The sequence below is a fragment of the Bacillus sp. SM2101 genome (assembly GCF_018588585.1).
Lineage (GTDB): Bacteria > Bacillota > Bacilli > Bacillales > SM2101 > Nanhaiella > Nanhaiella sioensis.
Genome location: NZ_JAEUFG010000026.1, coordinates 23,181 through 50,133 on the forward strand (window position 1 = coordinate 23,181; position 26,953 = coordinate 50,133).

Here is a 26,953-nt window from a genome sequence, read left to right on the forward strand (position 1 = left end):
GATTAACTGTTATAAAAAAGCGCTCTTATTGAGTGCTTTTTTTTTGCTTTGCAAGATAAATTATATTAACTGAGAAGGAGTTGTGCTAAAGAAAAAATAATAGAGTTTATTGATACTAATTGGAAATGCCACCTTGTTCATTTTTTTCTTTTTCCCTTTCTTCTAAATATCTCTCATATGCTTCTTTTACTCTATCCGTTTTAGGTGCTATTTTTAAAAGTCTCTTGTTGAGATCGTTAAGTAAGTACAGACTTCTAAATAAGCAACCAAGAACGATACCCGAAACGATAATCATAGCAAATGGACCAGTTATAAAGAATAAAAGAGAGCTTAAGATAGTAGCTGCAATTATTGTTAATAACAAAATCACATTAATAACCCCCTTATGATTCTATAATTATACACTAAACGAAAGGAGGAGATGTAATATTCAAAATAAGCAAACAGATTCCACCTTAAGTCGATGATTAACAGTTCGAAATATATACGGGGTAGATGGACCTTTAACGGTAAGCAAAACAAGTATAATAGTAACACCCTTCATTATTTAAATGCGATATGGCTCAATAAAACAACTAGCTGATTACATTCACTTTACGGTAGTTATATAGCTTTCAAAAAGAATGTGCCCCATTTTGTAGCAATTTGGAATTGTTATATACACAGTGAGCACATAAATGATATTTCATTACAATATATTTAGGTTTTATTGAGGTGTACAATTACTAGTAGTAATCGTTAAATCCCAGCCTCCTGCAATATTACCTGAATCGTCAGGGAATGCATCAAAAACGAAAAGACTCCAAATGCCGTTAGGATTTGAAAAATTAAACGTACTTAACATTGAACCGAAAGATTGATTAGTAGGCGCTGGTGGTGGTAATGGTACTAGTTCACCTAAATAATTTGATGGTTGAAATGTACCAGTGGTAAGTGGCAAAAAGAGTGGAATGATGCTTGATCCCATATCATCAAAAGTAAGGGTTATATCGTCCACTTTACCAAATCCAGCTCCTGCCATAATTGTGGCATTTCTACCATCAGGAGCAACTAATAATATGATAAGGTCACCAACAAAGGTGTGACTTAAGTTATTAATGGATACAACTACTTTCACAATTTTGTCTGTAAATCCAGAGACGCATATATTTGACGGATAAGGAGTAGCTGTTCCTTCTTCTGGAATTTGTATAGGCGTGGAATTTCGAAATTTTTTTGTGGTAAAAACGCAATTTGATTTTGGCGCAATTCTACAACGGTATATAGGTGGTATTTTTGACATGAGTTCACCTTCTAAAGGTATTTATTATTATACAATGGTTAAATAACAGCAGTTGTATAGGTTGCTATCCTTATGAAGGAGTGGAATTTTTCAAAAGTAAGAAGTTGTACATTTGTCAATGTGGAAAGAGCCTGCTAGTGGGAAATATATACTGCAATATAGATGAGAGCATAAAATTGTTTGTAGCTAATCGAGCAGTTTTTGCGGAAGAATGATGAGGTAACATCGCTTTTAAGTAACAAGAGTATCAAGTTAAAGAAAGTTGACTAACTAATTATTTAAATGGATAGATAGTCATTGTTAAGTTGACTTGAATTTTATTAATTGCTTATATGAAGGTTGCTAATTATACTCTGTGGAAAGTGGTCTTGAGAGTTATTGATACTTGTATATAAGATTTATTATATATACATTTAAACACAGTCTTGTAAAATATAGATTTGACTAAGCCAGCTGTCCATTAATAGGTGTAGGGACTTCCTCCTAGTAAGATCATAGCGGTGGATTCGAAGTGATACATCTTTCAATGATATCAAATATGAGTTGCCTAAACAATTCTGTCCTGCATCCTCGGAACATATTACTCTTATCTTTGAAACATTTGCAAATAAAATAGAATTATCAGCGGTATTCGGACGATTTGGTGCAGGGATATTAATAGGGGGTTCCATATTATTTGCAGTGATAATTGCAGTTGCTCCACATTCAGAGTCAAAAGGCTACATTAATATTCCCGAAAAGAGGGAGACCGTTTTTCGATGTGAACATGTCAATTGATTCATTACATGCTAAACTATAATCGTGTCCATTAAAGAACCGTTCAATAACAGGGCAATCACAACAATTCCCCCTAGAGCCATCAACGGTAACAGGACAACCACAACAAGCAGACTGTTCTTTAATGATGGTCTCATTGATGCCCAGCCTATTCCCGCAACATGACGAAGCTTTATTTGCGCTCAATTTTTCCTCTGCCTTGTACAAATTTCTGCAATAAAATATGTTTGTATTATTATGGATAGGCACAGTTGTATATTTTGAAGGATTCATCAATGAATTATAGATTGTAAAATGTTATCGTTAGTAAGATAAATGATAGTTACAACATTAAAAGGTTTTTATAGTGTCTTCTCCTGCTCATAAAAATTTACGACAGCTTTTGCCATATCGTATATTTGTTTCTTTAAACTGTTAGGATGTATAATTTTTATTTGATCTCCGAAGCCTAAAATATACTCTTTAGCTTCTTGTTCTGCATCAAAGCTAAGTTTTACTGGTATCCAACCATTTTCTAAAGGAGTTTCTACCTGTAAAATTTGTACAAAACGTCCAGGAAACTTTATTCTTTGAATAATATGAGGTGATACTTCGACATTCACCTCGTATCTCGGTAAGCTGTTAATAAATTCTGTTGTTGAAGATCTCCAAAAGTGCGCCAGGTTAAAGTCATTAGGTCGGTCAAATTCTTCCTTAGTTAGTGCTGCAGACTGCATTCGTGAAGCACGGTAGTTTCTGAATTTTCCATTTGAGTGCGCAACTAAATACCACGTACTCCCTTTAGCGACTAAACCTAATGGGTTTACAATTCGTTCAACACATTGTCCATCTGCACGTTCATATTTAATGTGAAGTTTCTTTTCATCCCATATCGCTTGTTGCATAGTTTTAAAAGACTCAATTTTTTCAGTTGACTGCCGCCATGTACTAGTATCTACATGGATACGGTTCCAAATATCATTCGTATTTTGTTCATAGGTACTAGGAACAGATGCAAGGATTTTTTGCCGTGCTTCATGCCAATCTTTTGCTAAACCTAGGTCAGTAAGCAACTGAAGTGATGGAGAAATTAACAATGACATTATTTCATTGTGCTTCAAACCAGTTAAATTTGTCTTGTATTTATCAAGTAATGTCCAGCCCCCTGATTTACCACGTTCCGCAATTACAGGAATTCCCGATATACTTAATGCTTCCATATCACGATGAATCGTGCGTTCTGATACTTCTAATTCCTGGGCTAATTGTTTAGTTGTTAGTTTTCCCTTATTTTGTAACAACAGTAAAATGGAAATCAATCTATCTGCACGCATAAAAATACCCCCTGAAAAATAACAATAACAGAATAATTATTATATGACATAAGGTGACATCATTAAGTATTATACTATTCTTATCAAAAAAGTGGAGGTTGATTACATGAAACAATTAACAGAAAAAATAGCCGTAGTTGCTGGAGGAACAAGGGGAGCTGGGCGTGGAATTGCAATGATGCTTGGGGAAGCAGGAGCAACGGTCTATGTAACTGGAAGAAGTACGAGAGGTAATTTATCTTCAATGGGAAGAACAGAAACGATTGAAGAAACTGCAGAGCTCGTTAATAGTAAAGGTGGAATAGGGATACCAGTTAGAGTTGATCATACGGTTGAAGACGATGTGAAATCTTTGTTTAATAAAATAGAGGAAGAACAAAATGGTAAGCTAGATATTCTCGTAAATGATGTTTGGGGAGGGGATCCACTCACCCAATGGGAAACCCCTTTTTGGGAACATGATTTAGATAATGGGCTTCTTATGCAGAGAAGAGCGGTACATTCCCACATGATTACTAGTCATTATGGTGTTCCACTTATGGTGAAAAATCAGAAAGGGTTAGTTATCGAAATAACAGATGGTGTAAGCTATGATTATCGAGGAAATTTATATTACAGTTTGGCAAAGATTTCGACCATCCACCTAGCACAAGCGATGTCAAAAGATTTAGAGGATCATAATATTACAGCAGTAGCGGTGAGTCCTGGATATTTACGTTCAGAAGCTATGTTAGATTGGTTTGGTGTCACTGAAGAGAATTGGCAAGAAGGAGCTGCTAAAGATCCACACTTCATCGCTTCTGAAACACCATTTTTTATCGGTAGAGCGATTGCAGCACTCGCGAGTGATCCGAAAGTACAAAACAAAACAGGAAAAGCACTTAGCTCATGGGAATTATCAAGAGAGTATGGATTTAAAGATATTGATGGAAGAAAGCCTGATTGGGGCAAATATTTTGAAGAAAATGTTCAACAAAACCAATAGTTCTCTCGGTTACTTGACTTGACGCAATTCTTGAATAGAATCGCGTTTTTTTTGTCTATGATTGAGATATAAATAGTACCCTTGTTTCCTGAATCTTTGGCAACGATAAGTCCTTCTTTTGCTGCTATTTTTTGCTATCTATGCTTTCCTTAACACGAATGCTAAAAAATAGATGTTCATTTTTCGTATGCACAATGTCTATATCTTATTTATAATTTTATATATGTACAGTGAAAATACAGCCGAAATGAGAAACTGTAGAGCAATAATAGTGTAACGAAGGTAATGAAGTTATATAAATATCCGAAAGAAATAAAATTGTTATTACCATAGGCTGTTTTTGAATTGAATGTTGTTTATCGTACTAGGAAATAAACACGAATACAGCTATCGTTCGTGGCATCTTTTGTTTGCTAAAGACTAAAAAAATCTTATATAACATACTTCCTTCTCATATTTAGTGAAGTATAGCAACAAAGTTTACGAAAAGAGCCTTACAATAATATTGCACAGATAAAATGAGGGATCTGAAATGATTAATGATGAAGCGTTAAAAAAACAATATTACGAAGCATTGTTAGCAAGAAATTCATCATTTGATGGTATTTTCTTTGCTGGAATTAAGACCACAGGTGTATTTTGTCATGCGACATGTCCGGCTAGAAAGCCTAAATATGAAAATTGCAATTTCTATGCAACAGCTGAAGAAGCACTTTTAGCAGGATTTCGTCCTTGTAAGAGATGTCATCCAATGTCATATCCTAAAGAAATATCTCCGCTTGTACATCAAATGATACAGCTTGTTGAGGAAAATCCAGAAAAAAGGTGGAAGGATGCTGATTTCTCAAAGTTAGGTCTTCATGCAGCTACCGCTAGAAGACAGTTTAAAAAATTTTATGGTATGACCTTTGTACAATATGCGAGAGCTAGAAGAATGGGGATTGCAATGAAATCGATAAGAACAGGTGAAAAAATTATCAATGCTCAAATAGATGTAGGGTATGATTCTTCGAGTGGCTTTCACGATGCATTTTCCAAAATCATGGGAAAAGCACCAACAAAGTCTAAAAGTGTAAAAATGCTATATGCAAACTGGATAGATACTAAATTAGGACCGATGGTAAGTATAGTAGATGATGATTATTTATATTTACTTGAATTTGTTGATCGTAGAGGTTTGGAAAGAGAAATTGAACGTTTGCGAAATAAGTTAAACGCTTCAATCATTCCAGGAGTAAATAAAATATCAAAACAGATTGAAGAAGAAATCACAAACTATTTTACAAAAAAACTAACAACATTTAAAACCCCGATCATCTTACTAGGGTCTGAATTTCAAAAAACTGTCTGGAATGAACTGATGAAAATTGAATTAGGAAAAATGACTTCATATAAAGAACTAGCTGCCTTAATTAATAACCCAAGATCTGTCAGAGCCATTGGTAACGCAAATGGGGCCAATCAATTAGCAATCATCGTCCCATGTCATAGGGTTATCCAATCTAACGGAGATTTAGGTGGATATGGTGGCGGTTTAGAAAGAAAAAATTGGTTGCTAAACCATGAAAAAACGTATAATAACTCACTCTCCAACAAACCAAATTAACCTGATTTATCAAAGCTTTTTTAGAATGCAAGGATGGAATTTTTACCCTTGCATTCTTTTAGTAAGTACAAAATAGTTTCAAAGTTCAATTCTTAGGCTGTTTTCGTATTGATTGTTGTTTTTCGTACTACTAAAGTTCGTGACATCTTTTCTTGTGTACAATAATGACTAACAATATAAAACCATTTTTGTGTTACTAATGTGATAACATTAGCAACAAAGTTTACGAAAAGAGCCTTTCTCTATTATGCATTTGGTGCTCGATATACTTCTTCAAATGGTTGTACTACAACAAAGCCACTACCGCTAAACTTCATTTGAAAACTTTCTCCGCTTCCTCGACCAAACAAACTTTTAAATTGAATATCTGTAACAATATCAGGAGTTAAATTACTAGACCAAGCGATAGTAGAATTTGGGTCTGTCATTACTGGGTTATCAGGAGTTACTTCTAAAGTGAGAGGCTCATAATGACTAGTAAAAGCAATAAGACCATGTCCTTCTAAACGAACATTAAATAGTCCACCTGCTAACATACCAGCAATTTTACGAATCATTTTAATATCCCATTTAACAGTTGACTCGAAAGCCAAAATATCATTTCCATTGATAGAAATAGCTTCTCCATCAAGATTAATAATGTATATCTTTTTCCCACTATCTGAAAAATATACTGTGCCGTTTCCTGATGCTTTCATCAAGCTAACACCTTCTCCAGTAAATTGTTTTTTAAACATTTTACCGATGCCGTGCTCTAAAATGCTTTCTCTTACAAATTTAACTTGGCCCTTATAAGAAGTCATGGAACCGACCTTTGCCCAAACTTCTCCATCTAAATTAACCTCTAACATTCTAGGACTTTCTAGTTCAAATACACCTTGATTTTTTTCCTTTTGCTTCGTTTGATCTACAAACTCTTGAATAGAATATCGCTGATTCAAATAAAACCCCTCCTGAAAAATATTCTGAAACAAGATGGATAGCGAAAGTGTTATTGAGGAATATATTTTTGTAAAATGTTTCTGTAATAAAGATAGCATATATCAAATTGATGTGATGTAGAATTTTGTCATTCATTTTATTCGTACATAAACTCATCTTTTATTAGTGCCGGTTAATTTAGTTCTTTATTAATCAAATTTTATCATATATGGGTCAAATCCATGAATATATGGGTTGAATTCATGAGTTTATCGGTCAAATGCGTGAATTAATGGGTCAAATCCATGGGTTTATCAGTCAAATCCATGAATTCATCCATCGTGGTCAACGATTTAACAAATAGAGAAGAATTTTATTATTTAGATTGTATGAATTCTCTCTCGTATAGTTGGTTGTGGTTACTTAAATGAGCTTATTTTTTCTTTTGAGAAATTCCAATTGACTAAGAAAATCCCAATAAAAATGAGTAGCCCACCTAAATAAACATACCATTGAACAATTTCGTCAAGCAGTAACCATCCAAAAAGTACTCCAAAAAAGGGAGCTAAAAATAAAAAGGCACTCGTTTTACCTGGATCACCTTTATTGAGAAGGTAGTACCAAGTTGCAAATTGAACGATAGAACCCATAATAGCTAAATATAGCACAATTGATATAGATTCAATATTTATGATCATTTTTGGTGATTCAAGTATGATGCTCAAGAGTAAGAGTACTAACCCACCGAACAGCATTTGATAAGCTGTAAGTACCCATATATCAAAATGAGATCCCCATTTTTTAACTAATATAGTTGCTATAGCCCAAGAAATTCCTGCTCCAAGCCCTAAAAGTGTTCCAGGTTGTAATTGTAAGTGAAACCCAAATGTAACTATTACACCTAGACATCCTATTAAAACTCCAATCCATTGATATAATCGGTATTTCATTCGTAGAAAAATGGTACCGAGGATTACTACAAGAAGTGGGTTAATAAATGTTAGAATAGAAGACTCACCCGCTGTAATCGTTCTTAGGCTTAGAAATATACATCCCATAACACCTGTAGTTTGAAAGAGTCCTATCATAAATATCTTCATCCAAGTGTCCTTGGGTGAATGTAGCTTTTTATTCTTAACCCAAAGAGACATTATTAATCCAGCAATTGTAAAGCGTAACCCAACTAAAAGAAATGGTGATACATATGCCAAGCCCATTTTCCCTATCGCAAAAGAAGATCCCATCAGTGAAGTAGCAAGTATTACTAGTAATGTGTAAACAATTGGATTCATAAGTTCCTCCGAATTAACTTTTATATTTAAAGGTAAACTCTTTCTCATTGATTGAAGTAATTGTACTTAAAAAAACACAGGTCCAACTATCGGTTCTTAGCATCTTTTCTTCTAAGAAACAATTGCATAAAGCCCGATTTAATTGTAGTAATATTGTATAAATAGCAACAAAAAGTTGCTGTTTTCTCATGGATTGTTGCTTTTCGTATTGAGAAGTACACAACTAGAGACGTGGCTCTTTTCTTCTGTACAGCGATGACAAACAATATAAAAACTCTTTTTATAGTACTAAGCGGATAGCAACAGCAACAAAATTTTACGAAAAGAGCCTAAAAAAAAGACCTGATAAAAAATAAATATTACTGTATGAGTAGCGTAACATGGATATAATAAAATCATAATCGAAATATGGATGTAAAGTTATATTTTTTCACTAACTAAATTGATGGTTCTAAATCAATATATTAGTTATGATCGAGATGACTAAGAATGTGAGGGGAGAATAAATATGAGCGGAAGACCTGATGTAGCAAAGGTTGCCAGCCTTGTGAGCGAAAATTCTCGTGCAGCAATCCTGACAGTATTATTAGACGGTAGATTTCACCCTGCAAGCGAGCTAGCGTATATGGCGCAAATTAAACCTCAAACTGCTAGTTTTCACTTAACTAAAATGGTTGATGCCAATTTAATTACAATGGAAAAGCACGGGAGACACAGGTATTATGGTATTCGTAATCAGGAAGTTGCGCAAGTGATGGAATCTCTACTTTCAATAGCTCCACGTACTGAAATCAAGTCATTAAAACAGGCTTCTGAAGATAAAGCAGTACGTTTTGCACGAACTTGTTATGATCATCTTGCAGGAAGCTTAGGTATACAAATCACTGACTCTTTAGTTAATACAGGTATTCTTTGTAATAACACCACAGAGTTTGAGGTGACAGACAAAGGAGAAGAATTCTTTGCATCTTTTCAAATTAATCTTCGGGAAGTTAAGAATAAGCGTCGTGCATTTGCACATAAATGTTTAGACTGGAGTGAAAGACGTCACCACCTTGCTGGTGCATTAGGAAATGCTCTGCTAGAAAGAATATTGGAGTTAAACTGGATTCAACGCTCAGCCAATTCCAGAGCTATAACAATCACTCCTGCAGGTAAGAAAGGATTTAAAGACATATTCATGATTGATGTTTAAAGCAAGTTGTCTCTAGTACTGAACGGTACTTAATAAGACTGTTTTCACATTAATTCTTTTAAGCATTCTTTCTTCTCTAAAGAGCCATAATAAATGAATATTTCGTAGGAGCATAACGATGAGCATAACATAAATTGCAATTTGAACACAAAAAATTTACGTTTGCAGTTTTATGTTAAAAATTATATGTTTGAAACACTTATACAACTAGATTAGGGTGCATCTTTCCTTCTATAACGAAGACTGGACCACTTTTCTGTTAGTTAAGCAGCTATAGCAATATAGCTGAAGAAAAGAGCCTAAATATTTCAATGCAACTGGTTAATACGAAATATGAATATTAAGAATTTGAACGCTTTTTTATCACTTAGGGCAGGTTGTCAATTTAAATCATGCGAATGCCTTTGATTCTAGAAAACAATAATGATAAGAGTGAGAAATATCTTGGACTCTATCACTTTGCCATTTCTGTAGACTAAAAAAAACTGTCAACTCATTAACAGAATGGAATTAAAGCTGTCAGTGAACTTAGAGGTACAGGAAATAGAGATTATGAATGCCATTTTAGCTCCTGTTGGAAATAGAGCTGAAATAGTCATTAATGATAGTTAAAGATAAAAAAACCTTTACTAAATGGCAAGAAATGAGGTAGAATTTTTTTGTTACATAAATAGAAGATAATGTTAATTTTTTCGCGTTGGATTGGAGTATTATTTTGAAGATGATGTTACTTTTTTACTAATACGGGCTTGAAACAAAAGCTCGTATCGATTTTATAGCTATCGATACGAAATTACATATTTCGGGAGGTAGCAAAATGGAACATATTTGTTTTGAATTTAAAAATATTGAAATGACTTATTTAGATAAAAGGGTATTAAGAATTGAACGGTTAGCTGTGCATCAATTTGATCGAATAGGAATCGTGGGGAAAAATGGTGCCGGGAAAAGTACATTAATCAAGTTGCTTTCTGGGATTGTTCAACCTTCAGTTGGGAAGGTACATCGCTATGTAGAGCATGGGTATTTTGAGCAAATATCAGCACCAACAACTGATGAAGCAGACCCATCGTTACTTGGAAGGTTAGCTGTTCCGCAAAATTCTAACCATTTAAGTGGTGGAGAGCAAACAAGGCTGAAATTAGCACAATTGTTTACACATTATTATGAAGCATTACTAATTGATGAGCCGACAACTCATTTGGACCAAGAAGGTATTTCATATTTACTTGATGAATTGAGATATTACTATGGGGCACTGATAATCGTTAGTCATGACCGTGCCGTACTTGACAAGCTCACCACATCTATTTGGGAAGTCGATGAAGGAGAAGTACACGTTTATAAAGGTAATTACAGCGAGTATGTAGAGCAGAAACAATTAGAACGTGAACAGCAAAATCAAGCTCATGCTCAATATATGAAAGAACAGAAGCGTCTAGCAAAAGAAGCGCAAGAAAAAATGAAAAAGGCCGAAAAAGTTGCACAAGCCGGAAGTATGTCAAGGAAAGAAGCGAAGGCTAAAGCGAACCGTATGTTTGAATCGAAGTCTAAAGGGACATGCCAAAAAGCAGTACATCGCGCCGCAAAAGCAATTGAACAACGTAAAGATAGGCTAAAGCATGTGGAAGCAGTGAAAGAGGAAAAGCAAATTGTATTTCACCAATCAAAAGCATTGGAATTGCACAATAAATTTCCAATTATGGCTGATAGATTTAGTCTCGAATTGGAAGATCGTAGATTGTTAGATGAAGTTAGTTTTCAACTCCCTTTAGGGAAAATAATAGCGATAACTGGTGAAAATGGAAGTGGTAAAAGTACACTATTAAAGCACATTGCCAGTCATGCCGTCGGTCTGACGATTACACCAAAAGCGAGAATTGGCTTCTTTCGTCAAATGAGCTATCAATTTACAAGTGATGAAACGATCCTGCAATTTATGAAAAATCGTTCAGAATATGATGAGGGGTCACTAAGAAGTGCTCTACATTCAATGCTATTTTTAGATTCAGACTTATTAAAAAAAGTGAACACATTAAGTGGTGGAGAAGCGATGCGCCTCCAGCTCTGTCTATTATTTTTAGGAGAATATAACATATTATTGCTAGACGAACCTACCAATTTTTTAGATACCAGGACTATTGAAGCATTAGAGCGATTTATCTGTGCCTATAAAGGAACCATCATATTTGTATCACATGATACAAGGTTCATAAAGAATGTGGCAGAGTTACGTTTAAACATTTCTGACAAAAAATTGCAACAACAGTGTTTATGAGTTAGCATATATGGTAGGTTAGACCGTACGTTCTTTATATGATTCTTATTTTCGAGAGAATTTACAATGAGCCGAGTGGAAAAGACGATCAATTTTTAAATTGTATTTTGTGGAGGCTGTATTTCGCATTAATTGTTGCTTTTCCTAATAAGTACGAAACACGTAAATATTTAACGATCGGTATTCTTTTCACCATTAAAGACTTTAAAATTACATTTAAGAGAAACAACAAAGTTTCCGAAAAGATGTGGAAGAGGACTTGTTATATGTCCTCTTTTCTTTTTTTGGAAATTACTCCATATAATATTTTTAAGCTAACTTTTTACAAAAAAGAAGGCACTTTAGAAGATGAAATTTTATAAAATTATTGAATTGGACTTACTAGAAGATGTTCTGGTCTTTGAGCACGACAGTAAAATTCAGGCATTTCACCATCCATAAAATCGTTACTCTTTGCTGTGACGATATCCCTGTATTAAATTATATTTCCATATTTCCTTTACTCCTGTACATTATTGTATGTCTACGAAGTGTACATTCACATAATTAATATGGTGAATGACATACATTCCAAGTTGCTCTCATTCTCTCAACTCTTATTTCAATAAATTACATGCTTAATAAAAATTTCTGTTAAACACTAAGATCATTGTACACTTTGATACATCCATAATTTAAAAACTGTATGATAAATGTACAATTTCGAATCAAACAGCTTACTCTCTTCATATTCATGTAATAACAAATAAAATAAAGAGGTGCATTCACTTGACTACTTTTGTCGTTGACACAAAAACTCACTTCCTTATAACTACACTTCCAGTAGGCATTCCAGCCGCTTTCTCAGGGCCTCCTCAATCTTTAACACCAGATGGCAAGCTTGTTTATACTATTAATGTAAATGGCCGTTCAGTATCTGTTATTGATACAAAGACACATTCAGTAATTGCTACGATTCAATTTGATGCTTCTACCCTTCCACAAGCTATTGATACTTCTCCAGATGGCAAATTAGTTTACGTTACTACAAATCTAGGTACTGTACCTGTTCTTGATGTAAAAACTCATTCAATAATCGCTACAGTTTCTATAGGAGAACTCCCTCTTACTTCGGTAAAGTTTACACCAGATGGAAAGCTTGCTTATGTTTTAGGTTTCAGAAGTTCTGAGCCCGGTACTCTCTCAGTTATTGATACAAAAACTCACACAGTTGTTGCTACTCTGATTCTTCCAGAAGATAGCACATTACCGTTATTTATTTCTTTTACACCAGATGGAAAATTAGCCTATATAAACGCAGGTACAACCAATTAAATAGTATTCAAGCGCCATGGTCATCCCAAGTTTAAAATATCATCATTATTTTATTTATTTTGATCTTCCTTAAAGGCTGTTTTCACATATGTTGTTGTTTATAAAAGATAAACACGTATACAACTTTGTTAACGGGAAAACAGCGATTGACATTAGCCATTTAGGAATATATTTAATTCTTATTTCCATTAAAACTCACTTGAATTTTTTCCTACCCCATCTTAATATAAATTGAACTAATCTACTAATAGATCTCATGACATTGATTGAAATGGGGTCTATTGACCAAAAAATGATAAAAGGATTCACTATTATGAACTACATAAAGTACTTTCAATTCAAATGTATATTTTATATTACTGTGTTTTTTCTTTTTGTTCTTGGTTCTATTAACATTAAAAAACCTTTCTCAGCTCTTACGAAAGTTGATCTTCTTCAAATAGGGTTAATTTTCTTTTTATCAGCATTAAGTTTATATGACGAGATTTCAGAGCGTTTCTCTAATATACGACCCCTACAAAGGTTTATATTGTCTACATTCTCTTTTTTACTAGCTACCATTCTAGGTGGAATGATTGCTTTTCCTCTAGTAAAATAAATTGAGAATGATAATTGAGGCTATTTTGTTCAAATTTAATTATGAACACCTAAAACAACTTACATATTGATTAAGAGTCATTTAATGAATAGACACGATATTTTGCTGGTATTTCAGTGATATTTTGTATATGCTTAGAAACTTGTAAAATATCAACAATTTCTTCACCATTACTAACATAAATCTCCCCAGTATATGAACAATAATTTCTGTTTTCTTTAATAACAATCCCAGTAGAAGAAGACATATCCATATAGGATTCATCATATTTTACACTGTCAGTTGATGATAAATATAGTGTGGCTAACTTACTCAATTGCTCATGTTCTTTTACATGACTTAATATGAAAACTTCATCCACAAGCATTTTATCGTGCAGAGTAAGAAAATCTTCTGTTTGTAGTATTTCAGATTTCAACACGTTTGAGAGCGATTGTGATTGAAGATGAATGTCTTCATGTACAACTGTTTTAAAAATTTCTTGTATAAGCAGATCCTTACCAACAACAAAAGGATGACCGAAGCCATACTTGTATAAACTCTCCTTCATGCTTATCATTCGTTCTATTTGAGGAACTGCGGAGACATCAATCATTAAAGTATTTCCTTTCAACCGAAGGGAATCAATTAAAATATCAATGTCATAAGGATTAATGTGTAAGTGAGAATAATATAAATCTCTATTCCAAAAATCAAGCTGATCGAGTGATAGTGAACCAAATAGAATTTCTTCAATGATTTTATACTTACTACCACCTTTTAATATATGTAAAACATCGTTCAGTAAGTTTGGTGTTCGGTCTAATATATTTCTGATTTCTGCGTTTTCGCTAATGATTCGAAGCGTTACTTCTCCATGATCATGACCTGATATGAGTTGGAAGCAATGTGAAAAGGGACCATGACCGATATCATGTAATAATGCTGCAACTTTAGCAAGTTTTTTTTCATACTGAGTAAGAGAAATGTCTCCCCGTGCACTTAGGCTAGAGATAACTCGCTTCAGCAATTCATAGATTCCTAGGGAATGCTCAAACCTAGTATGAATTGCTTCGTTATGTAGAAAAAATGTATTACCTTGCTGTTTAATGAGAGATAACCTTTGAAATGCTTTCGTTTTAACTATTTCTATCATGTCTTCATCTTCAATTAGGATTGTCTTATAAATGGAATCATTGACTATCATTTCTACCTCCTGAGTTTAAACTGTAACTATATGATTCTCCAATGCTATGGCAATAACATTATACCAAGGTAAACAAAAAATTAACATAAAATGTTATTTGTTAATTTGTAGGTATATCTTATTACAGGATGTGTTCTTAATTATTGTTAAATTTTTATAAAAGAAAAAACGTTGACCATTTGAATAATGTATGAATAGAAATATCAACCTATAAGATCATAAAAATTCGCAAATCAAACCCTAATCGTTAAATCTAGTATTGTTAGTTTCTAATGATGTATGGGCAAGTTTGTGAAGTCACTACCTTCCAATACTAGCATTTCGACTGTATAAATTTGTAAAGTCTTAGCTATTAATCTACGTTGCTTTTATTAAAATATTTCAAAAGATGAATATAGTAAAATTAGTTTATCTGAAGGTATGAGTAAAAATTGAATAAACTTTATTTAAAAAATTTGTTTACAGGTGTCACAAAATGAACTTTCAAACGACTGATTAAATATAAAACAGGAAAGAAGGTGATGATGGGATTGAACGAAGATAAGCAGCAACTTGTAATGGATTGGTACGAAAAATATTATGACGACGTGTACCGCTTTATTCTCTTTATGCTTGGTGATAAACAATGCTGTGAAGATCTAGTTCATGACACATTCGTGCGTGCGTATATTTCATATGACAAATTTGGCAACCGCTCGAATATAAAAACATGGTTGTTCAGCATTGCCAAGCATTTGGTAATTGATGAAATTCGCAAACGAAAGAGAAGAAGGCTTGTTTCGGTAGTTAAAGAGATTCCTTCACCTATTAATATCGAACAGTATATTGAAAATAAAGAAGCGGTCATGCAATTAATGAAGTCTATTCAAGAATTAAAACCAAATTACCGACTAGTAATTATTTTAAAGAAAGTGGAGGAGTGTTCAACAAGAGAAATTGCAGAAAGTCTTGGCTGGTCCGAAGCAAAAGTACGTAAAACATTGTCAAGAGCATTGCAATTACTTAAAAAAATGAAAGGAATCGAAGAAGGAGGCGGCCGTATTGAACAAACATTTTGACGACCAATGGAAGCTGCTCCAACAAATTGGACCAACGAAAAATCAAAAAGATAAGATGAGAACAAGGCTTTTGAAATCTATTCAAGATCACCAGGTTGTTCACACGCCAAGACGGGCATTTCTATTAAAAAATTTCATCGCTGCTGCAATCCTACTAATGATTTGTGGAAGTTTTTTATGGCTGATTCTAGAAGAAAGTGCACAGCCACGAACGGCATATGAAGAATCATTTGAGTATAATCAGCTCAGCTGGATGTTAACTGATGTCTATCCCGAGAAAACTGGTGACGATATTCTTCTTTATAGGAAAGATGATCCAGTTGAAGTAGGTACGGTGGCAGAAGTTTCTGAAGAGGAGAAACAAGAGTTAGTTCATTCATTACCAATGTTTGTGGAAGAAACGCTTGAGAATTTTCCTTATCCAATGACTATGTATATTGAACATGCTAAGACGATGGATGCTGCGTTACGATATCACTTCTTTGTTGAATTTACGGATGGGAATTGGGTTCACATTACATTTGATTACCCAAAGCTTGAATATGCTGAAATTTTTCACGCTATGTCCACTTTGGAACTTAAAGAGAAAGAACCATATGTTCATAATGAACAGCTCTATGTCACACACGGCTATGATGACTTGTTGTATCCTGCTGGATTAGAGCCGATTTCCATTTCCCGTGAGAAAGAACATTATTACTGGGCAAATGCTTCGAAAAGTGTATATTTTGACTACGTAGATAAAATTGTTAATGGACTTGGAGGTTGGGAGTTGCGATCTGTAAAAGGGCTTACTTATACACTTGTTCAAGAAAGATTTGAAACAGAATTATCAATCACTTTAGATAGCAAAGAAATAGCATATGAGTTTGTTTATCATGATCAAGACGAGTAGCTATATAAGTTACTAAAGTTTATTGTTAATGAAAATAAATTAGCATAGTTAGATTTTATGCTGTACAATTGGAAAATATATTAAAATATACCTTTTATATAATGTCTGTTTCAATTATAATAAATATAATCTTTCAAACGGGGTGAATGAAATGTCTTATCGTATTGTTCGAAGTAATTAGTTTTCGGGCTGGGCAAAAACGCGTACCAGCCATCAAGGGTGAAGTCTGCCCTTTTGTCGAAAACGAAATCTTTGAACAGTGTCGAGAGTCATTAACATACTTTTTAAAGCCAAGGCACTGGACTGTATTTTAAGTAAGTCTGTGAGTCTTGGTTTTTTATATTTGAAAGGTGGATAAATAAAAATGAACGAATTAGAATATAAAGATTTTTATGACAAAGTTGGAAAAGTAAATGGTTGGGATTTTAGTAAATTGAAGTCCACTTCAGAAGGGGTAAAATGGCATTTTTACGATGAAGTTGTGAAAAGGTGCAAATCTTCTGATGTATTGCTTGATATTGGTACAGGTGGCGGAGAAAATGTGTTGAAAATTGCTCGTTCAGCAAATTTCTTGGTTGGAGTAGATATCTCTAGTGGAATGATGGAAACAGCTCAAGCAAATCTTGCGAAATCAAATGTTTCAAATGTACGATTTTGTCAATTACCATCGGATAATTTACAATTTCCTGCAGAGTTTTTTGATATCGTTTCATGCTGTCATGCCCCATTTAATGCAAAGGAAATTTCAAAGGTATTAAAGAAAGGCGGAATTTTTTTAACTCAACAAGTCAGTGAAGGCGACAAACAAAATTTAAAAACAGCATTTGGTCGCGGACAATCGTTTGGAGAAAAGGATGGAGCATTACAAGAAAGATATGTACAAGAATTAATCAAAGCAGGTTTTTCAAATGTCCAAACCTTCGATGAAAATGCTCTTGTTTATTACGAAAGGCCGGAAGACCTTATTTTTCTGTTAAAGCATACACCTATTATTCCTAGATTTGGAGAGGAAAAACAAGACTTAGACATATTGAAGGGCTTCATAGAAAAAAATAGTACTAATAAAGGAATTTGTTCAAACTCTAAACGATATCTCATAATAGCAACAAAATAATAGAATAGAGTTTTATAACTATACACGCATTCATGATGTGATAAATTATACTGCCAATTGCTTATGAGAAGCTTATAATATATAGAAAAATCACTGCTTATGAGTGAATCCCCCTATTCAGCAAAGGGTACAAACTTACAAACGTTAACAGAATATGAAGACAATTCACTGTGAGCATTTTCTTAATAAGTATATGAACTTGATTCTTGGATGATAAATCCCAATATGTCTTGTATAAATTACATATTGGGATTAAATTATGCAATCGGTCGTTAAGATAGGCCCTATTATGTTATTTGAATAATGTAGTTCATATTTTATAAGATCAGCTTCTATAACCTCCTATAAGTCTTTTGCACGAATTCTGCCAATCCATTTTTCATTCTTACACTATTCTTTCAAACTATGTCAGTTCAAAATGATAACTTATCAAAATTTTACTATTATAGTATTTTTTTATACGTAATTGTGCAACTTATACATCACATCATTCGTCAAACATAAAAGGGGGAGTATCAAGAAAACAATTTACTTTTCGATATATTCAGAGTTGGTTAATTTACAAATTTAATAGTGAATGGTACACGATTTTAAGAGAGTGGGTAACACTGGAGTTCAAACTAAATGATGTCCCTCCTCTTAAGACAGCATAGGCAATAAAGGAAAAGAAATTGAATTTAAAAGTCATAAGTTAATTCAACGCTATGGTCTGTTTGTATAGTTGAATATGCTATAAAAACTTGATAATAATGGAAAAATAATTATAGTAGGTGCATGGATGAAAAAGAAACAGAAAAACAATAAGAAGAAAAGGAACCATCTCCCATTTCGGTTGAATGTGTTATTTTTTATCGTCTTTTTACTATTTTCAATATTGATTTTAAAGCTTGGACTTACTCAGATTGTTTATGGGGAAGATTATCGACGTGAAATTGAAAAAAAAGAAGAGGTGACGGTAAGTGCATCCGTTCCAAGAGGGAAAATATATGACAGGAATGGTAAAGTCATTGTAGACAATTTACCGTTAAACGCAATCACATATACTGGCTATCAAGGTACAACTGCTGAGGAGCGTCTTAAGGTTGCGAGAGATCTAGCAATTTTCATTGACAAAGATACTAAAGATGTTACTGAACGTGATAAAAAAGACTTTTGGATGTTAACTCATCCTGAAGAAGCTTTGGAAAAAGTAACAGATGCAGAATTAAAGAAACTAGATGATGGTGATCTTGAAGCAACAGATATATACAAGCTTCAGCTTAATAGAATTACAGAAGAGGAGCTTGCCACAATTACAGGCCAGGAGCTTGAAGTGCTTGCAATTTATCGTGAATTTAGTGGTTATGCACTCACACCACAAATTGTAAAAAGTAACAGTGAAAATAAGAATGATGAAGTTTCTGAAGAGGAGTATGCAGTTGTAAGTGAACATTTATCACAATTGCCAGGAGTAGATACGACGACAGATTGGGTGCGTGAATATCCGTACGGGGATACCTTTCGAACAGTATTAGGAAATATTACATCATCCAAGGAAGGGTTACCTTCTGAAGTAGCTACCTATTATGTCGCTAAGGAATATAGTCGTAATGACCGTGTAGGTAAAAGCTATATTGAGAAGCAATACGAAGATGTTCTACATGGTCAAAAAGAGAAGGTTAAAAATATTACAGACAAGGCAGGTAATCCTCTTAATCAGGAAGTTATTACAGAAGGTGCGAATGGTAAAGATCTTGTTCTTTCTATTGATATGGATTTGCAAATTGCAATTGAAAAAATTATTGAAGAGGAATTAGTAACTGCAAAAAGCAAATCGGGATCTGCATTTTTAGACCGTGCCTTTGTCGTTATGATGAACCCTACTACTGGTGAAGTACTATCATTAGCTGGGAAGCAATATGTGAAAAATGATCAAGGTGAAGTGGAATTTTTGGATTTTGCTAGGGGAACTTTTCAGTTGTCGTATGCGATGGGTTCAACAGTAAAAGGCGCGACAGTGTTAACAGGCTTTGAAACAAATACAATTAAACCAGGTACTACCTTTATTGATAGTCCATTGAATATTAATGGTTTACCAAAAGGATCATATAAAGTGTTAGGTCCTGTAAACGACCTTGATGCGCTTAAAAAATCTTCTAATGTCTACATGTTTCATACAGCAATTGGGGTAGGTGAAGGTAATTATGCTTATGGAAAACCATTGTATATAAATACAGCTGCTTTTGACACGTTTCGTTATTATTTTAGTCAATTTGGTCTAGGGGTAAAAACAGGGATTGATTTACCTGGGGAACAAACTGGCTTTGCTGGAACAGATACACTCCCAGGTTTATTATTGGATCTATCTATTGGGCAATATGACACGTATACACCACTCCAGCTAGCACAATATGTATCTACTATTGCTAATGGTGGTTACAGGGTGAAACCACAAATTGTCAAGGATATTCATCAACCATCTGATGGTCAAAATGGACTTGGTCCAATTTTAAAGGAATTTAAACCTGAAATCTTAAATAGAGTTGATATGAAAAAAGAGTATATTGAACAAGTGCAGGAGGGGTTTCGTCAAGTAATGCAAGAATCAGGAGGTACTGCTGTAGGTTCTTTTGGAGACAAACCGTATAAACCAGCTGGGAAAACAGGAACCGCTCAAGTAGATGTGGATAAGTCGGAAAATGTAGCTTATGCTCATAATTTAACTCTTATTGGTTATGCACCTTATGACAATCCAGAGGTTGCATTTTCGGTTGTCGCTCCTACTGCAGACTACGGGAATAGTAAAACCTCCATCAATTTAAACATAGGCGAGAGAATTTTAGATGAATACTTCAATTTAAAGCAAAACAGAGCCAATGGTACGGAACAAGAAGTTATCGATGAGGCTGAGTCTGAATTAACCGATCCCACAAGTGAAGAAGAAAATGAGTAGTGATTGAGAGAGAGGGGCTAAATTTAGAAAATATCTATAAATTAGCTCCTCATATTAATTTGAAGGATTGTCATTCTTAGATAGTTTGCACTAGTCTACTATAATTTTCTTTTTCTGTATTATGTATAACTACATTGAGAAAACAAACAACCTTTTATATGGGAGGATTCCGATATTGACCCCGATAAAAAAAGCTTATGGGTATGTTACTAGAATGAAAGAAGGAAAAACACAAGTTTTAGTCTTTCAACACCCAATATCTGCAGCTGGAATACAAATACCAAAAGGCACAGTTAAACCTCATGAAAGTACTTATCATGCTGTAATAAGAGAAATTGAAGAAGAGACTGGGCTGAAAGATTTTCATATTGAATATTTAATTGCTCAAGACTTATGGGAAAATGATGACGGTGCTATACATCATCGGTTTTTTTATAAAATTTCTGTAACGACTGCATCAAGTGAATGGGACTACGAGCCAACAGGCGGAGAGGAGGAAGAAGGACTAACGTTCCATTTTTTCTGGATTTCTTCAGAAAATGAGGTTGAACTTATTAGAGGACATGGTGATTATTTAAAGCTTGTCTTTGATTGAACATTGCATCTATGCATCCCTAACTTAAGTGATATGTGGAACATTTGTTATTGAACATTGTATTAGCGATCGGAAATCGACACACCAGCGTTATATAACTTTAATGAATGTACTGCTGAGGTATTAATTTTATACTAAGTAATTCAAAAGGCATGATTTATTATGGTATGTCACTTTATTAAAATTTGCAGATATATATATACTACTGATTATATAATCCTTAAGTGTAACAAATAAAGTTTTTAACGAACCAAGAAGGCTTGTAATGGCTAGGACAATATCATGATTCAAACTTTATTTTTTGGGGAGAACGTACGAGAGAATTACCCTCAACAAGCATTAACATATTTATATGCAGAATCGTTTATTGCCTGTCAGCTTGGGAGTCTATTAGAATTGTGTATAATCGCGCTATATGCCATTAAAAGACTTATAACTAACGGAAACGTTATGAATGATAATGACTTATTTTCTAAAAATACAGATATGATTATTGGGAAAACACGACGAAGGCTGATACATATGAGTCGTAGTTTAATGTAGTGAAAAATCGAAAAATTAAGAAATAATACATTGATACTGCTAATGAAGTATGATATAGTAACTGGAAATTAGAGGTGATAAACATGACCTATTGTATAAGTTTTATTTCATTCGAACAATTTCATCATCATAACAATTAGCTGTGCTATACGATCCAAAAAATCGTACATAGGATGGCTATTTCTTATTAAATCGCATTTGACTAAGTTAACAACTTATCTCAGATGCGATTTTTTTATTTAGGTTCTTTTCGGAGACTTTGTTGCTTTTGTTCTATAAATTTGAGCAACTGATGTGAATGATATGATTTTTATAGTCTGTTGAGAAGAAAAGATGTCACGAACTCTAGTTGTGTATGTGTTTCTTAATAAGAAAACTGCTTACTTTAATTATGGAGGAAGAAAAAATGAAAAAAATGGCTTATCAAAATGTCAAAGGAACGAAAGATTACTTACCAAGTGCTGAGATAATAAGAAGGGATATTAAAAGAACGTTAGAAGATGTATTTATCAAATATGGATGCAAACCACTAGAGACACCTATTTTAAATTATACGGAATTACTTGCTTCAAAATATGGGGGTGGAGCTGAAATATTAGAAGAAATGTATGCATTATCTGACAGAGGAGCAAGAGATTTGGCTTTAAGATATGATCTCACGATACCCTTTGTCAAAGTAGTTGCGTTGAATCCGACCTTGAGGCTGCCTTTGAAAAGATATGAAATTGGTAAAGTATTCAGGGATGGACCTATAAAAACAGATAGACTTAGAGAATTTACGCAGTGTGATGTTGATATTGTTGGAGTAGAATCACAATTAGCTGAAGCTGAATTATTAATCATGGCATTGGATGCCTTCCGCCAACTCGATTTAGATATCATTATCCAATATAACAATAGAAAATTATTAACTGGCATATTGGAAGTATTTCAAACAGAGGATAAAAAGATTAATAAAGTTGTGATGATATTAGATAAGCTTGAAAAGATTGGCTTAGACAATGTAATAAATGAGCTTGATGAAATAGGACTGTCGAAGTTAACGATTAAATCGATCAAACAATTTATCACTGCTACCAATCATACAAGCTACAGTTACTATCAATCATTCGCTGAACAAAATGATCGAGTAAAACAAGGACTCGATGAATTACAAGAGCTAGATAATTATTTGGAATTACTTGATGTCAGTGAACGATGTGAATTTAACCCATTTTTAGCAAGAGGGTTAGAAATATACACAGGTACGATCTATGAAGTTTTTTTGTCTGATTTATCACTGAAATCAAGCATCGGGAGTGGTGGGAGATATGACAATGCAATTGGTGGACTTATTGGAACGAATGAAAAATATTCGACAGTCGGAATTTCCTTTGGTTTAGATGTCATATATACAGCTATGAGTCAGTCTAAGAAACTAACTGACAAGACGGATATAGATTATTATTTAGTACCAATAAACACTGAGAGAGAATGCTTGTTAGTAGCCAACTATTTAAGGAATCAAGGTTATAAGGTTGAATTGGAAATGAGTAACAAAAGATTAGGAAAGGCGCTTGATAAGGCAAACAAAGAGAAAATACCTTATGTAATTATTGTCGGAGAAGATGAAGTGAAGAAAAATCAACTAAAAATAAAAAATATGTCTTCAGGAGAAGAGAAGTTCGAAGCTTTTCAATTTAAAAGTTAAACTGCTTATATTATCAATGGTTCAACCATATAAACAGTGAATGAGCGGTATACGATGGGTATATTTTGTTACAACCATGACAAGATTACAGCGTAATTATATGTGACAGTTACTACTTTTGAAAATAAGCCGAAGTTTGACAAGGTAAATATGTAAGAATATGATTAAAATGGGTAATGAACGGTATAATTATATGTATTTTCCATTGGTAAGGTCTACACGAACAGATTCTAATCTGGTGGATGTTGTGTAAGGAGATCTCCTCAAGAAAAAATAGCTTTATACCATTCAATGATACTACTATTTCTTAAGGGGGAAATACGAGCGGTGAAAAGAGTAGACGTTGCATACGTACTCATCTTTGATGAGAATGACGAACAAGTTTTGCTGGTTAAAAATAAGGGCGAAAAGACCTCTTACTATACTTTACCAGGAGGGGCAGTAGAACAGGAAGAAACCCTACAAGATGCTGCTATCCGTGAAGTTAGAGAAGAAACAGGGTTTGTCGTAGAATTAGACGGTATATTTTCTATAAGTGAAGCATTCTTTGAAGAAAGTGGTAACCACGCTGTTTTTTTTACTTTTAGAGGAAAAATAATTGGCGGAGAAATGGGCATATCATTGCCTGAAGAGATTGAAGAAATCACCTGGATGGAATCGTCGAAAGCAGAGCAATATGTACATATTACAAACGAAAAGGGGTTGATTAAAAGTAAATCATCAGCCCCTTATTTTCTTAGAGGTAGAGTCAGTCATAAGGACTAAATATATGTTAATTGATTGGAAAAAGGTGAAGAGGAAATGGAAATAGAAGTTGTATGCTTTTTATTATCCTCTCTATCTAACCCCTAAATATAATCGAAAAGCATGATTTTTGAGCATTATCTCTAGCTTCCTTCGTTCAATTTCTTTATATATATCTATTGTAGATCCATGTTTTCCATGGCGTTTAAACCATTTTTTTAACAAGGTCATCACCCTTTGTTTTTTTGATGATTTAAGTATAAACTGATGCGCCATTTTTAAATACGACCGAAAGATTGTTTAGATGTCATTCTTAAGACGGAATTTTTTCTCTTGCCAAAGGTCGATCAAAAACATGATTAAGAAGTACATAATTGGGACTTTTAAACACATTTCCTGTTAAATAAGAATGTGAATACATGTAAACTGAAAACGAACGGGCATGAGGTTTATTATAATGTGAACGCAGTCTTTGATTTAGTAAATTTAATATTGGAATTTGGAAACCGATAAAGATGTATATCCTTCCTATATTTAAAGAATCATAATCTAATCCAAACATTGTAATTATAAATGGAGAGGTTAATAATTTGTGGAAATGTTGAACTTAAACAGTTGTTATTAGATTTTCGAAAGAAAAAGTTGTTCTAAAAACTCATGGACTAGTTGTAACGGGGAAATGATAATCGTCATTATGATTTGGATGTCATATTTAATACATATAAAAATAGAGATATAGAATGGCATTCCAGGGGTAAGATTCAGTTTGACGAGAAAAGACTAAGGAGTCATAAGGTGATAAATGATGTCTGCTGACCTACTAAGCTACGAGTAGATCATTATCCAAGTAGAAGAGGTATGGAAATAACGCTGTTTTAATCAAAAAAACGCTCCTATTGAGCGTTTTTTTGATCGTTGGACACTTTATTAACTTTCTAATGTCTTTTTGTTCATCTTCTGAACCTTTTTAACGTTTTCAATATGAAAAGGTGAGTCAATACTTTCACTAACAATACTAAATGTATTATTATCTAAATCAAAGAACTCAAAACCTTTCATTCCCCCATAATCTTCAATATCTGTGTTTATAACACCATTACTATGAAGGTGGTCAAATACTGAATTAATATCTTCAACTACAAAATTAAAATAGACATTTTTCTTCTTCCCTTTAATGATAAATTCAGTTGGTTGTGGAGCTTCAACTTGAACAAGGGCCAATTGAGTTGAACTGTTTGGAAAATAAAAACCAGCCCCATCTTCCCATCCATCAATTTTCTTAACGCCTAAATTCTTTTCATACCACTTTGTCGCTTCCTTAATGCTAGTTACAGGGATAAATATACTTCCAACTTGCATCATCAAATCACTCCTTTTATATAAATTCCTAAGTATAACGTTTATAATGGTAAAAAGGTTACAATAATTTTATTTTTTTTGAGGGGGTTTTAGATGGTATTTGACAATTTAGCATTAACAATCACAAAACTATATAAATACTGTTTGAAATTAACAGGCTCAACATGGGTGGCAGAAGACCTTGTTCAAGAGACTTTATTAAAGGTTTATAGGCTGAGAGACTCAGAACCTAACCGAGAAATTACATACCCTTTTCTTTATACTGTGGCTAAAAACCTTTTTATAGATGAAAAAAGAAAAAAAAGAGACTTATTTTATTTCAATGAAGAGATTCATAATCAGACGAATGATTTTTTAGAATACGATAACTTGATTGAATCATTACTTGTATCTTTACCATTAAAACAAGCTATGCTCGTAACTCTTAAAGACGTGTTTGGTTATACGATAAAAGAACTAAGCTCAATGCTTCGCACAAGTAATGAATCTATAAAAACAGCATTACATCGGTCAAGAAAGAGACTTAAATCATCTCCAAAATCTAATGCAGATGTTAATGTTCAAAACCATCAAATCATTGTTGGGCTTTCTAGTGCAATAAAAGAGGCCAATGCTAACAAAATATTTTTTTATTACAGATTACTTGAAGCCCGTAACTTTAAAGTAAGCAGAAATAGTAGTCAGTCTGTATGTCATGTGGTAGATCCTGATGGAAATATACTCGAGTTTCTATCTTCATCATGATTCGAGTAGGAGAATGTGGGTTATGTGAATGTAAAAAGTCATGGATGTTATTTAGTATAGTCATTGTAATTAATTTTGGTTAGATCTTACCATATAAATTTAGCTATAGAAATTAGTGAGGACAGGGTAAATCGTTATTTCATCAAATCTTACCTTGGACAAAACGAAAAGCCCTATAAGTAGGGCTGGGCTAGATACTTTTTTTCATTCCACAATTCGTACATTCACGTATAAAAACATAGTCCTTTGCAGAGCTTTTAAAAATGGATGAGTTACAATTATCGCAACGACCACTTACTTTGTCAGGGTATTTCTTGTAATCGTATACTATATTTAAATCTATCTCTGTATGATCTGTCATTTCATTACCTCAATCAATTATATTTTATAAATACATTTTACCAAAACTACACACAGATTTAAATATGACTATGTCTAGGATAAGTAGTAAAAAGCTTATAACAAATATTTTTGTTGAGGTACTCTTACAATGAAAATAACAATTTGAAGTAATATTATTTGATAGAAGACT

General features: G+C 33.5%; 24 protein-coding genes. 16 read left to right on the forward strand and 8 right to left on the reverse strand.

The features are described from left to right. Window positions 1-115 precede the first annotated feature (115 nt). Both JM172_RS19385 and JM172_RS19390 read right to left on the reverse strand, forming a co-directional pair. Window positions 116-370, reverse strand: coding sequence for a hypothetical protein (locus tag JM172_RS19385; RefSeq protein ID WP_214484025.1), 255 nt, complete (start codon window positions 368-370; stop codon window positions 116-118). A gap of 336 nt (window positions 371-706) precedes the next feature. Beyond that, window positions 707-1,282 carry a hypothetical protein gene (locus JM172_RS19390; protein WP_214484026.1) on the reverse strand — a complete coding sequence of 192 codons (576 nt, stop codon included), beginning with the start codon at window positions 1,280-1,282 and terminating at the stop codon, window positions 707-709. 543 nt (window positions 1,283-1,825) lie between these two features. Here JM172_RS19390 and JM172_RS19395 point away from each other — a divergent pair. Further along, on the forward strand, window positions 1,826-2,059 hold the full coding sequence (locus JM172_RS19395) for a hypothetical protein (protein ID WP_214484027.1): 234 nt from the start codon (window positions 1,826-1,828) through the stop codon (window positions 2,057-2,059). A 341-nt stretch (window positions 2,060-2,400) separates the two neighbouring features. Here JM172_RS19395 and JM172_RS19400 read toward each other — a convergent pair whose 3' ends face one another. Further along, a complete protein-coding gene (locus JM172_RS19400; RefSeq protein WP_214484028.1) occupies window positions 2,401-3,372 on the reverse strand; it encodes a helix-turn-helix transcriptional regulator in 972 nt (323 codons plus the stop codon). 106 nt (window positions 3,373-3,478) lie between these two features. Between JM172_RS19400 and JM172_RS19405 the strand changes: the two genes are divergently transcribed. Both JM172_RS19405 and JM172_RS19410 read left to right on the forward strand, forming a co-directional pair. After that, window positions 3,479-4,357, forward strand: a complete 879-nt coding sequence (locus tag JM172_RS19405; protein WP_214484029.1) for an SDR family oxidoreductase — start codon at window positions 3,479-3,481, stop codon at window positions 4,355-4,357. A gap of 532 nt (window positions 4,358-4,889) precedes the next feature. Then, the gene (locus tag JM172_RS19410) at window positions 4,890-5,963 is read left to right on the forward strand and encodes a bifunctional transcriptional activator/DNA repair enzyme AdaA (RefSeq protein ID WP_214484030.1); all 1,074 of its coding nucleotides are present in this window, start codon (window positions 4,890-4,892) and stop codon (window positions 5,961-5,963) included. A 245-nt stretch (window positions 5,964-6,208) separates the two neighbouring features. Here the strand turns inward: JM172_RS19410 and JM172_RS19415 are convergent, their stop codons facing one another. Continuing rightward, window positions 6,209-6,904 (reverse strand): AIM24 family protein, encoded by a 696-nt coding sequence (locus tag JM172_RS19415; RefSeq protein ID WP_250886781.1) that lies wholly within the window; start codon window positions 6,902-6,904, stop codon window positions 6,209-6,211. 399 nt (window positions 6,905-7,303) lie between these two features. Next, complete coding sequence (locus JM172_RS19420; RefSeq protein WP_214484032.1) at window positions 7,304-8,176, reverse strand: DMT family transporter; 873 nt, start codon at window positions 8,174-8,176, stop codon at window positions 7,304-7,306. A gap of 508 nt (window positions 8,177-8,684) precedes the next feature. On the opposite strand from JM172_RS19420, the gene JM172_RS19425 reads away from it, so the two are divergent. The 4 genes from JM172_RS19425 to JM172_RS19440 all read left to right on the forward strand — a co-directional run bounded on the left by JM172_RS19425 (window position 8,685) and on the right by JM172_RS19440 (window position 13,561). Continuing rightward, window positions 8,685-9,371: an ArsR/SmtB family transcription factor gene (locus JM172_RS19425; RefSeq protein WP_214484033.1), complete on the forward strand. Its 687-nt coding sequence runs from the start codon at window positions 8,685-8,687 to the stop codon at window positions 9,369-9,371. Between the two features lie 817 nt (window positions 9,372-10,188). Continuing rightward, on the forward strand, window positions 10,189-11,649 hold the full coding sequence (locus tag JM172_RS19430) for an Msr family ABC-F type ribosomal protection protein (protein ID WP_214484034.1): 1,461 nt from the start codon (window positions 10,189-10,191) through the stop codon (window positions 11,647-11,649). Window positions 11,650-12,417: 768 nt separating this feature from the next. After that, window positions 12,418-12,963, forward strand: coding sequence for a cytochrome D1 domain-containing protein (locus tag JM172_RS19435; RefSeq protein WP_214484035.1), 546 nt, complete (start codon window positions 12,418-12,420; stop codon window positions 12,961-12,963). Window positions 12,964-13,276: 313 nt separating this feature from the next. After that, complete coding sequence (locus JM172_RS19440) at window positions 13,277-13,561, forward strand: hypothetical protein (protein WP_214484036.1); 285 nt, start codon at window positions 13,277-13,279, stop codon at window positions 13,559-13,561. Window positions 13,562-13,631: 70 nt separating this feature from the next. Here JM172_RS19440 and JM172_RS19445 read toward each other — a convergent pair whose 3' ends face one another. Beyond that, the gene (locus JM172_RS19445; RefSeq protein ID WP_214484037.1) at window positions 13,632-14,747 is read right to left on the reverse strand and encodes an HD domain-containing protein; all 1,116 of its coding nucleotides are present in this window, start codon (window positions 14,745-14,747) and stop codon (window positions 13,632-13,634) included. A 530-nt stretch (window positions 14,748-15,277) separates the two neighbouring features. Here JM172_RS19445 and JM172_RS19450 point away from each other — a divergent pair. The 8 genes from JM172_RS19450 to JM172_RS19485 all read left to right on the forward strand — a co-directional run bounded on the left by JM172_RS19450 (window position 15,278) and on the right by JM172_RS19485 (window position 24,339). Then, complete coding sequence (locus JM172_RS19450; protein WP_214484038.1) at window positions 15,278-15,805, forward strand: RNA polymerase sigma factor; 528 nt, start codon at window positions 15,278-15,280, stop codon at window positions 15,803-15,805. Next, entirely contained in the window at window positions 15,789-16,700 is a 912-nt protein-coding gene (locus tag JM172_RS19455) for a hypothetical protein (RefSeq protein WP_214484039.1), read from the forward strand. Before JM172_RS19450 ends, JM172_RS19455 begins: the two co-directional genes overlap by 17 nt. 364 nt (window positions 16,701-17,064) lie before the next feature. Continuing rightward, the gene (locus tag JM172_RS19460; RefSeq protein ID WP_214484040.1) at window positions 17,065-17,814 is read left to right on the forward strand and encodes a class I SAM-dependent methyltransferase; all 750 of its coding nucleotides are present in this window, start codon (window positions 17,065-17,067) and stop codon (window positions 17,812-17,814) included. 778 nt (window positions 17,815-18,592) lie between these two features. Beyond that, complete coding sequence (locus JM172_RS19465) at window positions 18,593-20,746, forward strand: peptidoglycan D,D-transpeptidase FtsI family protein (protein WP_214484041.1); 2,154 nt, start codon at window positions 18,593-18,595, stop codon at window positions 20,744-20,746. Window positions 20,747-20,921: 175 nt separating this feature from the next. Then, window positions 20,922-21,341: an NUDIX hydrolase gene (locus JM172_RS19470; protein WP_250886782.1), complete on the forward strand. Its 420-nt coding sequence runs from the start codon at window positions 20,922-20,924 to the stop codon at window positions 21,339-21,341. Between the two features lie 282 nt (window positions 21,342-21,623). Continuing rightward, a complete protein-coding gene (locus JM172_RS19475; RefSeq protein ID WP_214484043.1) occupies window positions 21,624-21,884 on the forward strand; it encodes a hypothetical protein in 261 nt (86 codons plus the stop codon). A gap of 406 nt (window positions 21,885-22,290) precedes the next feature. Then, entirely contained in the window at window positions 22,291-23,574 is a 1,284-nt protein-coding gene (locus JM172_RS19480; protein ID WP_284730483.1) for a histidine--tRNA ligase, read from the forward strand. Window positions 23,575-23,901: 327 nt separating this feature from the next. Beyond that, a complete protein-coding gene (locus JM172_RS19485; RefSeq protein ID WP_214484044.1) occupies window positions 23,902-24,339 on the forward strand; it encodes an NUDIX hydrolase in 438 nt (145 codons plus the stop codon). A gap of 906 nt (window positions 24,340-25,245) precedes the next feature. Here the strand turns inward: JM172_RS19485 and JM172_RS19490 are convergent. Beyond that, a complete protein-coding gene (locus tag JM172_RS19490) occupies window positions 25,246-25,680 on the reverse strand; it encodes a VOC family protein (protein ID WP_214484045.1) in 435 nt (144 codons plus the stop codon). 90 nt (window positions 25,681-25,770) lie between these two features. Here JM172_RS19490 and JM172_RS19495 point away from each other — a divergent pair, with 90 nt between their 5' ends. Continuing rightward, window positions 25,771-26,421 carry an RNA polymerase sigma factor gene (locus tag JM172_RS19495; RefSeq protein ID WP_214484046.1) on the forward strand — a complete coding sequence of 217 codons (651 nt, stop codon included), beginning with the start codon at window positions 25,771-25,773 and terminating at the stop codon, window positions 26,419-26,421. 190 nt (window positions 26,422-26,611) lie between these two features. Here the strand turns inward: JM172_RS19495 and JM172_RS19500 are convergent, their stop codons facing one another. Further along, a complete protein-coding gene (locus JM172_RS19500; protein WP_214484047.1) occupies window positions 26,612-26,782 on the reverse strand; it encodes a DUF8096 family protein in 171 nt (56 codons plus the stop codon). Window positions 26,783-26,953: the final 171 nt, after the last annotated feature.

Bases quoted from the DNA above. Each gene is read 5' to 3' on its own strand.
- JM172_RS19390 (WP_214484026.1), bottom strand. From the start codon at position 1,282: ATGTCAAAAATACCACCTATATACCGTTGTAGAATTGCGCCAAAATCA.
- JM172_RS19400 (WP_214484028.1), bottom strand. From the start codon at position 3,372: ATGCGTGCAGATAGATTGATTTCCATTTTACTGTTGTTACAAAATAAG.
- JM172_RS19405 (WP_214484029.1), top strand. From the start codon at position 3,479: ATGAAACAATTAACAGAAAAAATAGCCGTAGTTGCTGGAGGAACAAGG.
- JM172_RS19410 (WP_214484030.1), top strand. From the start codon at position 4,890: ATGATTAATGATGAAGCGTTAAAAAAACAATATTACGAAGCATTGTTA.
- JM172_RS19420 (WP_214484032.1), bottom strand. From the start codon at position 8,176: ATGAATCCAATTGTTTACACATTACTAGTAATACTTGCTACTTCACTG.
- JM172_RS19425 (WP_214484033.1), top strand. From the start codon at position 8,685: ATGAGCGGAAGACCTGATGTAGCAAAGGTTGCCAGCCTTGTGAGCGAA.
- JM172_RS19430 (WP_214484034.1), top strand. From the start codon at position 10,189: ATGGAACATATTTGTTTTGAATTTAAAAATATTGAAATGACTTATTTA.
- JM172_RS19440 (WP_214484036.1), top strand. From the start codon at position 13,277: ATGAACTACATAAAGTACTTTCAATTCAAATGTATATTTTATATTACT.
- JM172_RS19445 (WP_214484037.1), bottom strand. From the start codon at position 14,747: ATGATAGTCAATGATTCCATTTATAAGACAATCCTAATTGAAGATGAA.
- JM172_RS19460 (WP_214484040.1), top strand. From the start codon at position 17,065: ATGAACGAATTAGAATATAAAGATTTTTATGACAAAGTTGGAAAAGTA.
- JM172_RS19465 (WP_214484041.1), top strand. From the start codon at position 18,593: ATGAAAAAGAAACAGAAAAACAATAAGAAGAAAAGGAACCATCTCCCA.
- JM172_RS19475 (WP_214484043.1), top strand. From the start codon at position 21,624: ATGATTCAAACTTTATTTTTTGGGGAGAACGTACGAGAGAATTACCCT.
- JM172_RS19480 (WP_284730483.1), top strand. From the start codon at position 22,291: ATGAAAAAAATGGCTTATCAAAATGTCAAAGGAACGAAAGATTACTTA.
- JM172_RS19490 (WP_214484045.1), bottom strand. From the start codon at position 25,680: ATGATGCAAGTTGGAAGTATATTTATCCCTGTAACTAGCATTAAGGAA.
- JM172_RS19495 (WP_214484046.1), top strand. From the start codon at position 25,771: ATGGTATTTGACAATTTAGCATTAACAATCACAAAACTATATAAATAC.
- JM172_RS19500 (WP_214484047.1), bottom strand. From the start codon at position 26,782: ATGACAGATCATACAGAGATAGATTTAAATATAGTATACGATTACAAG.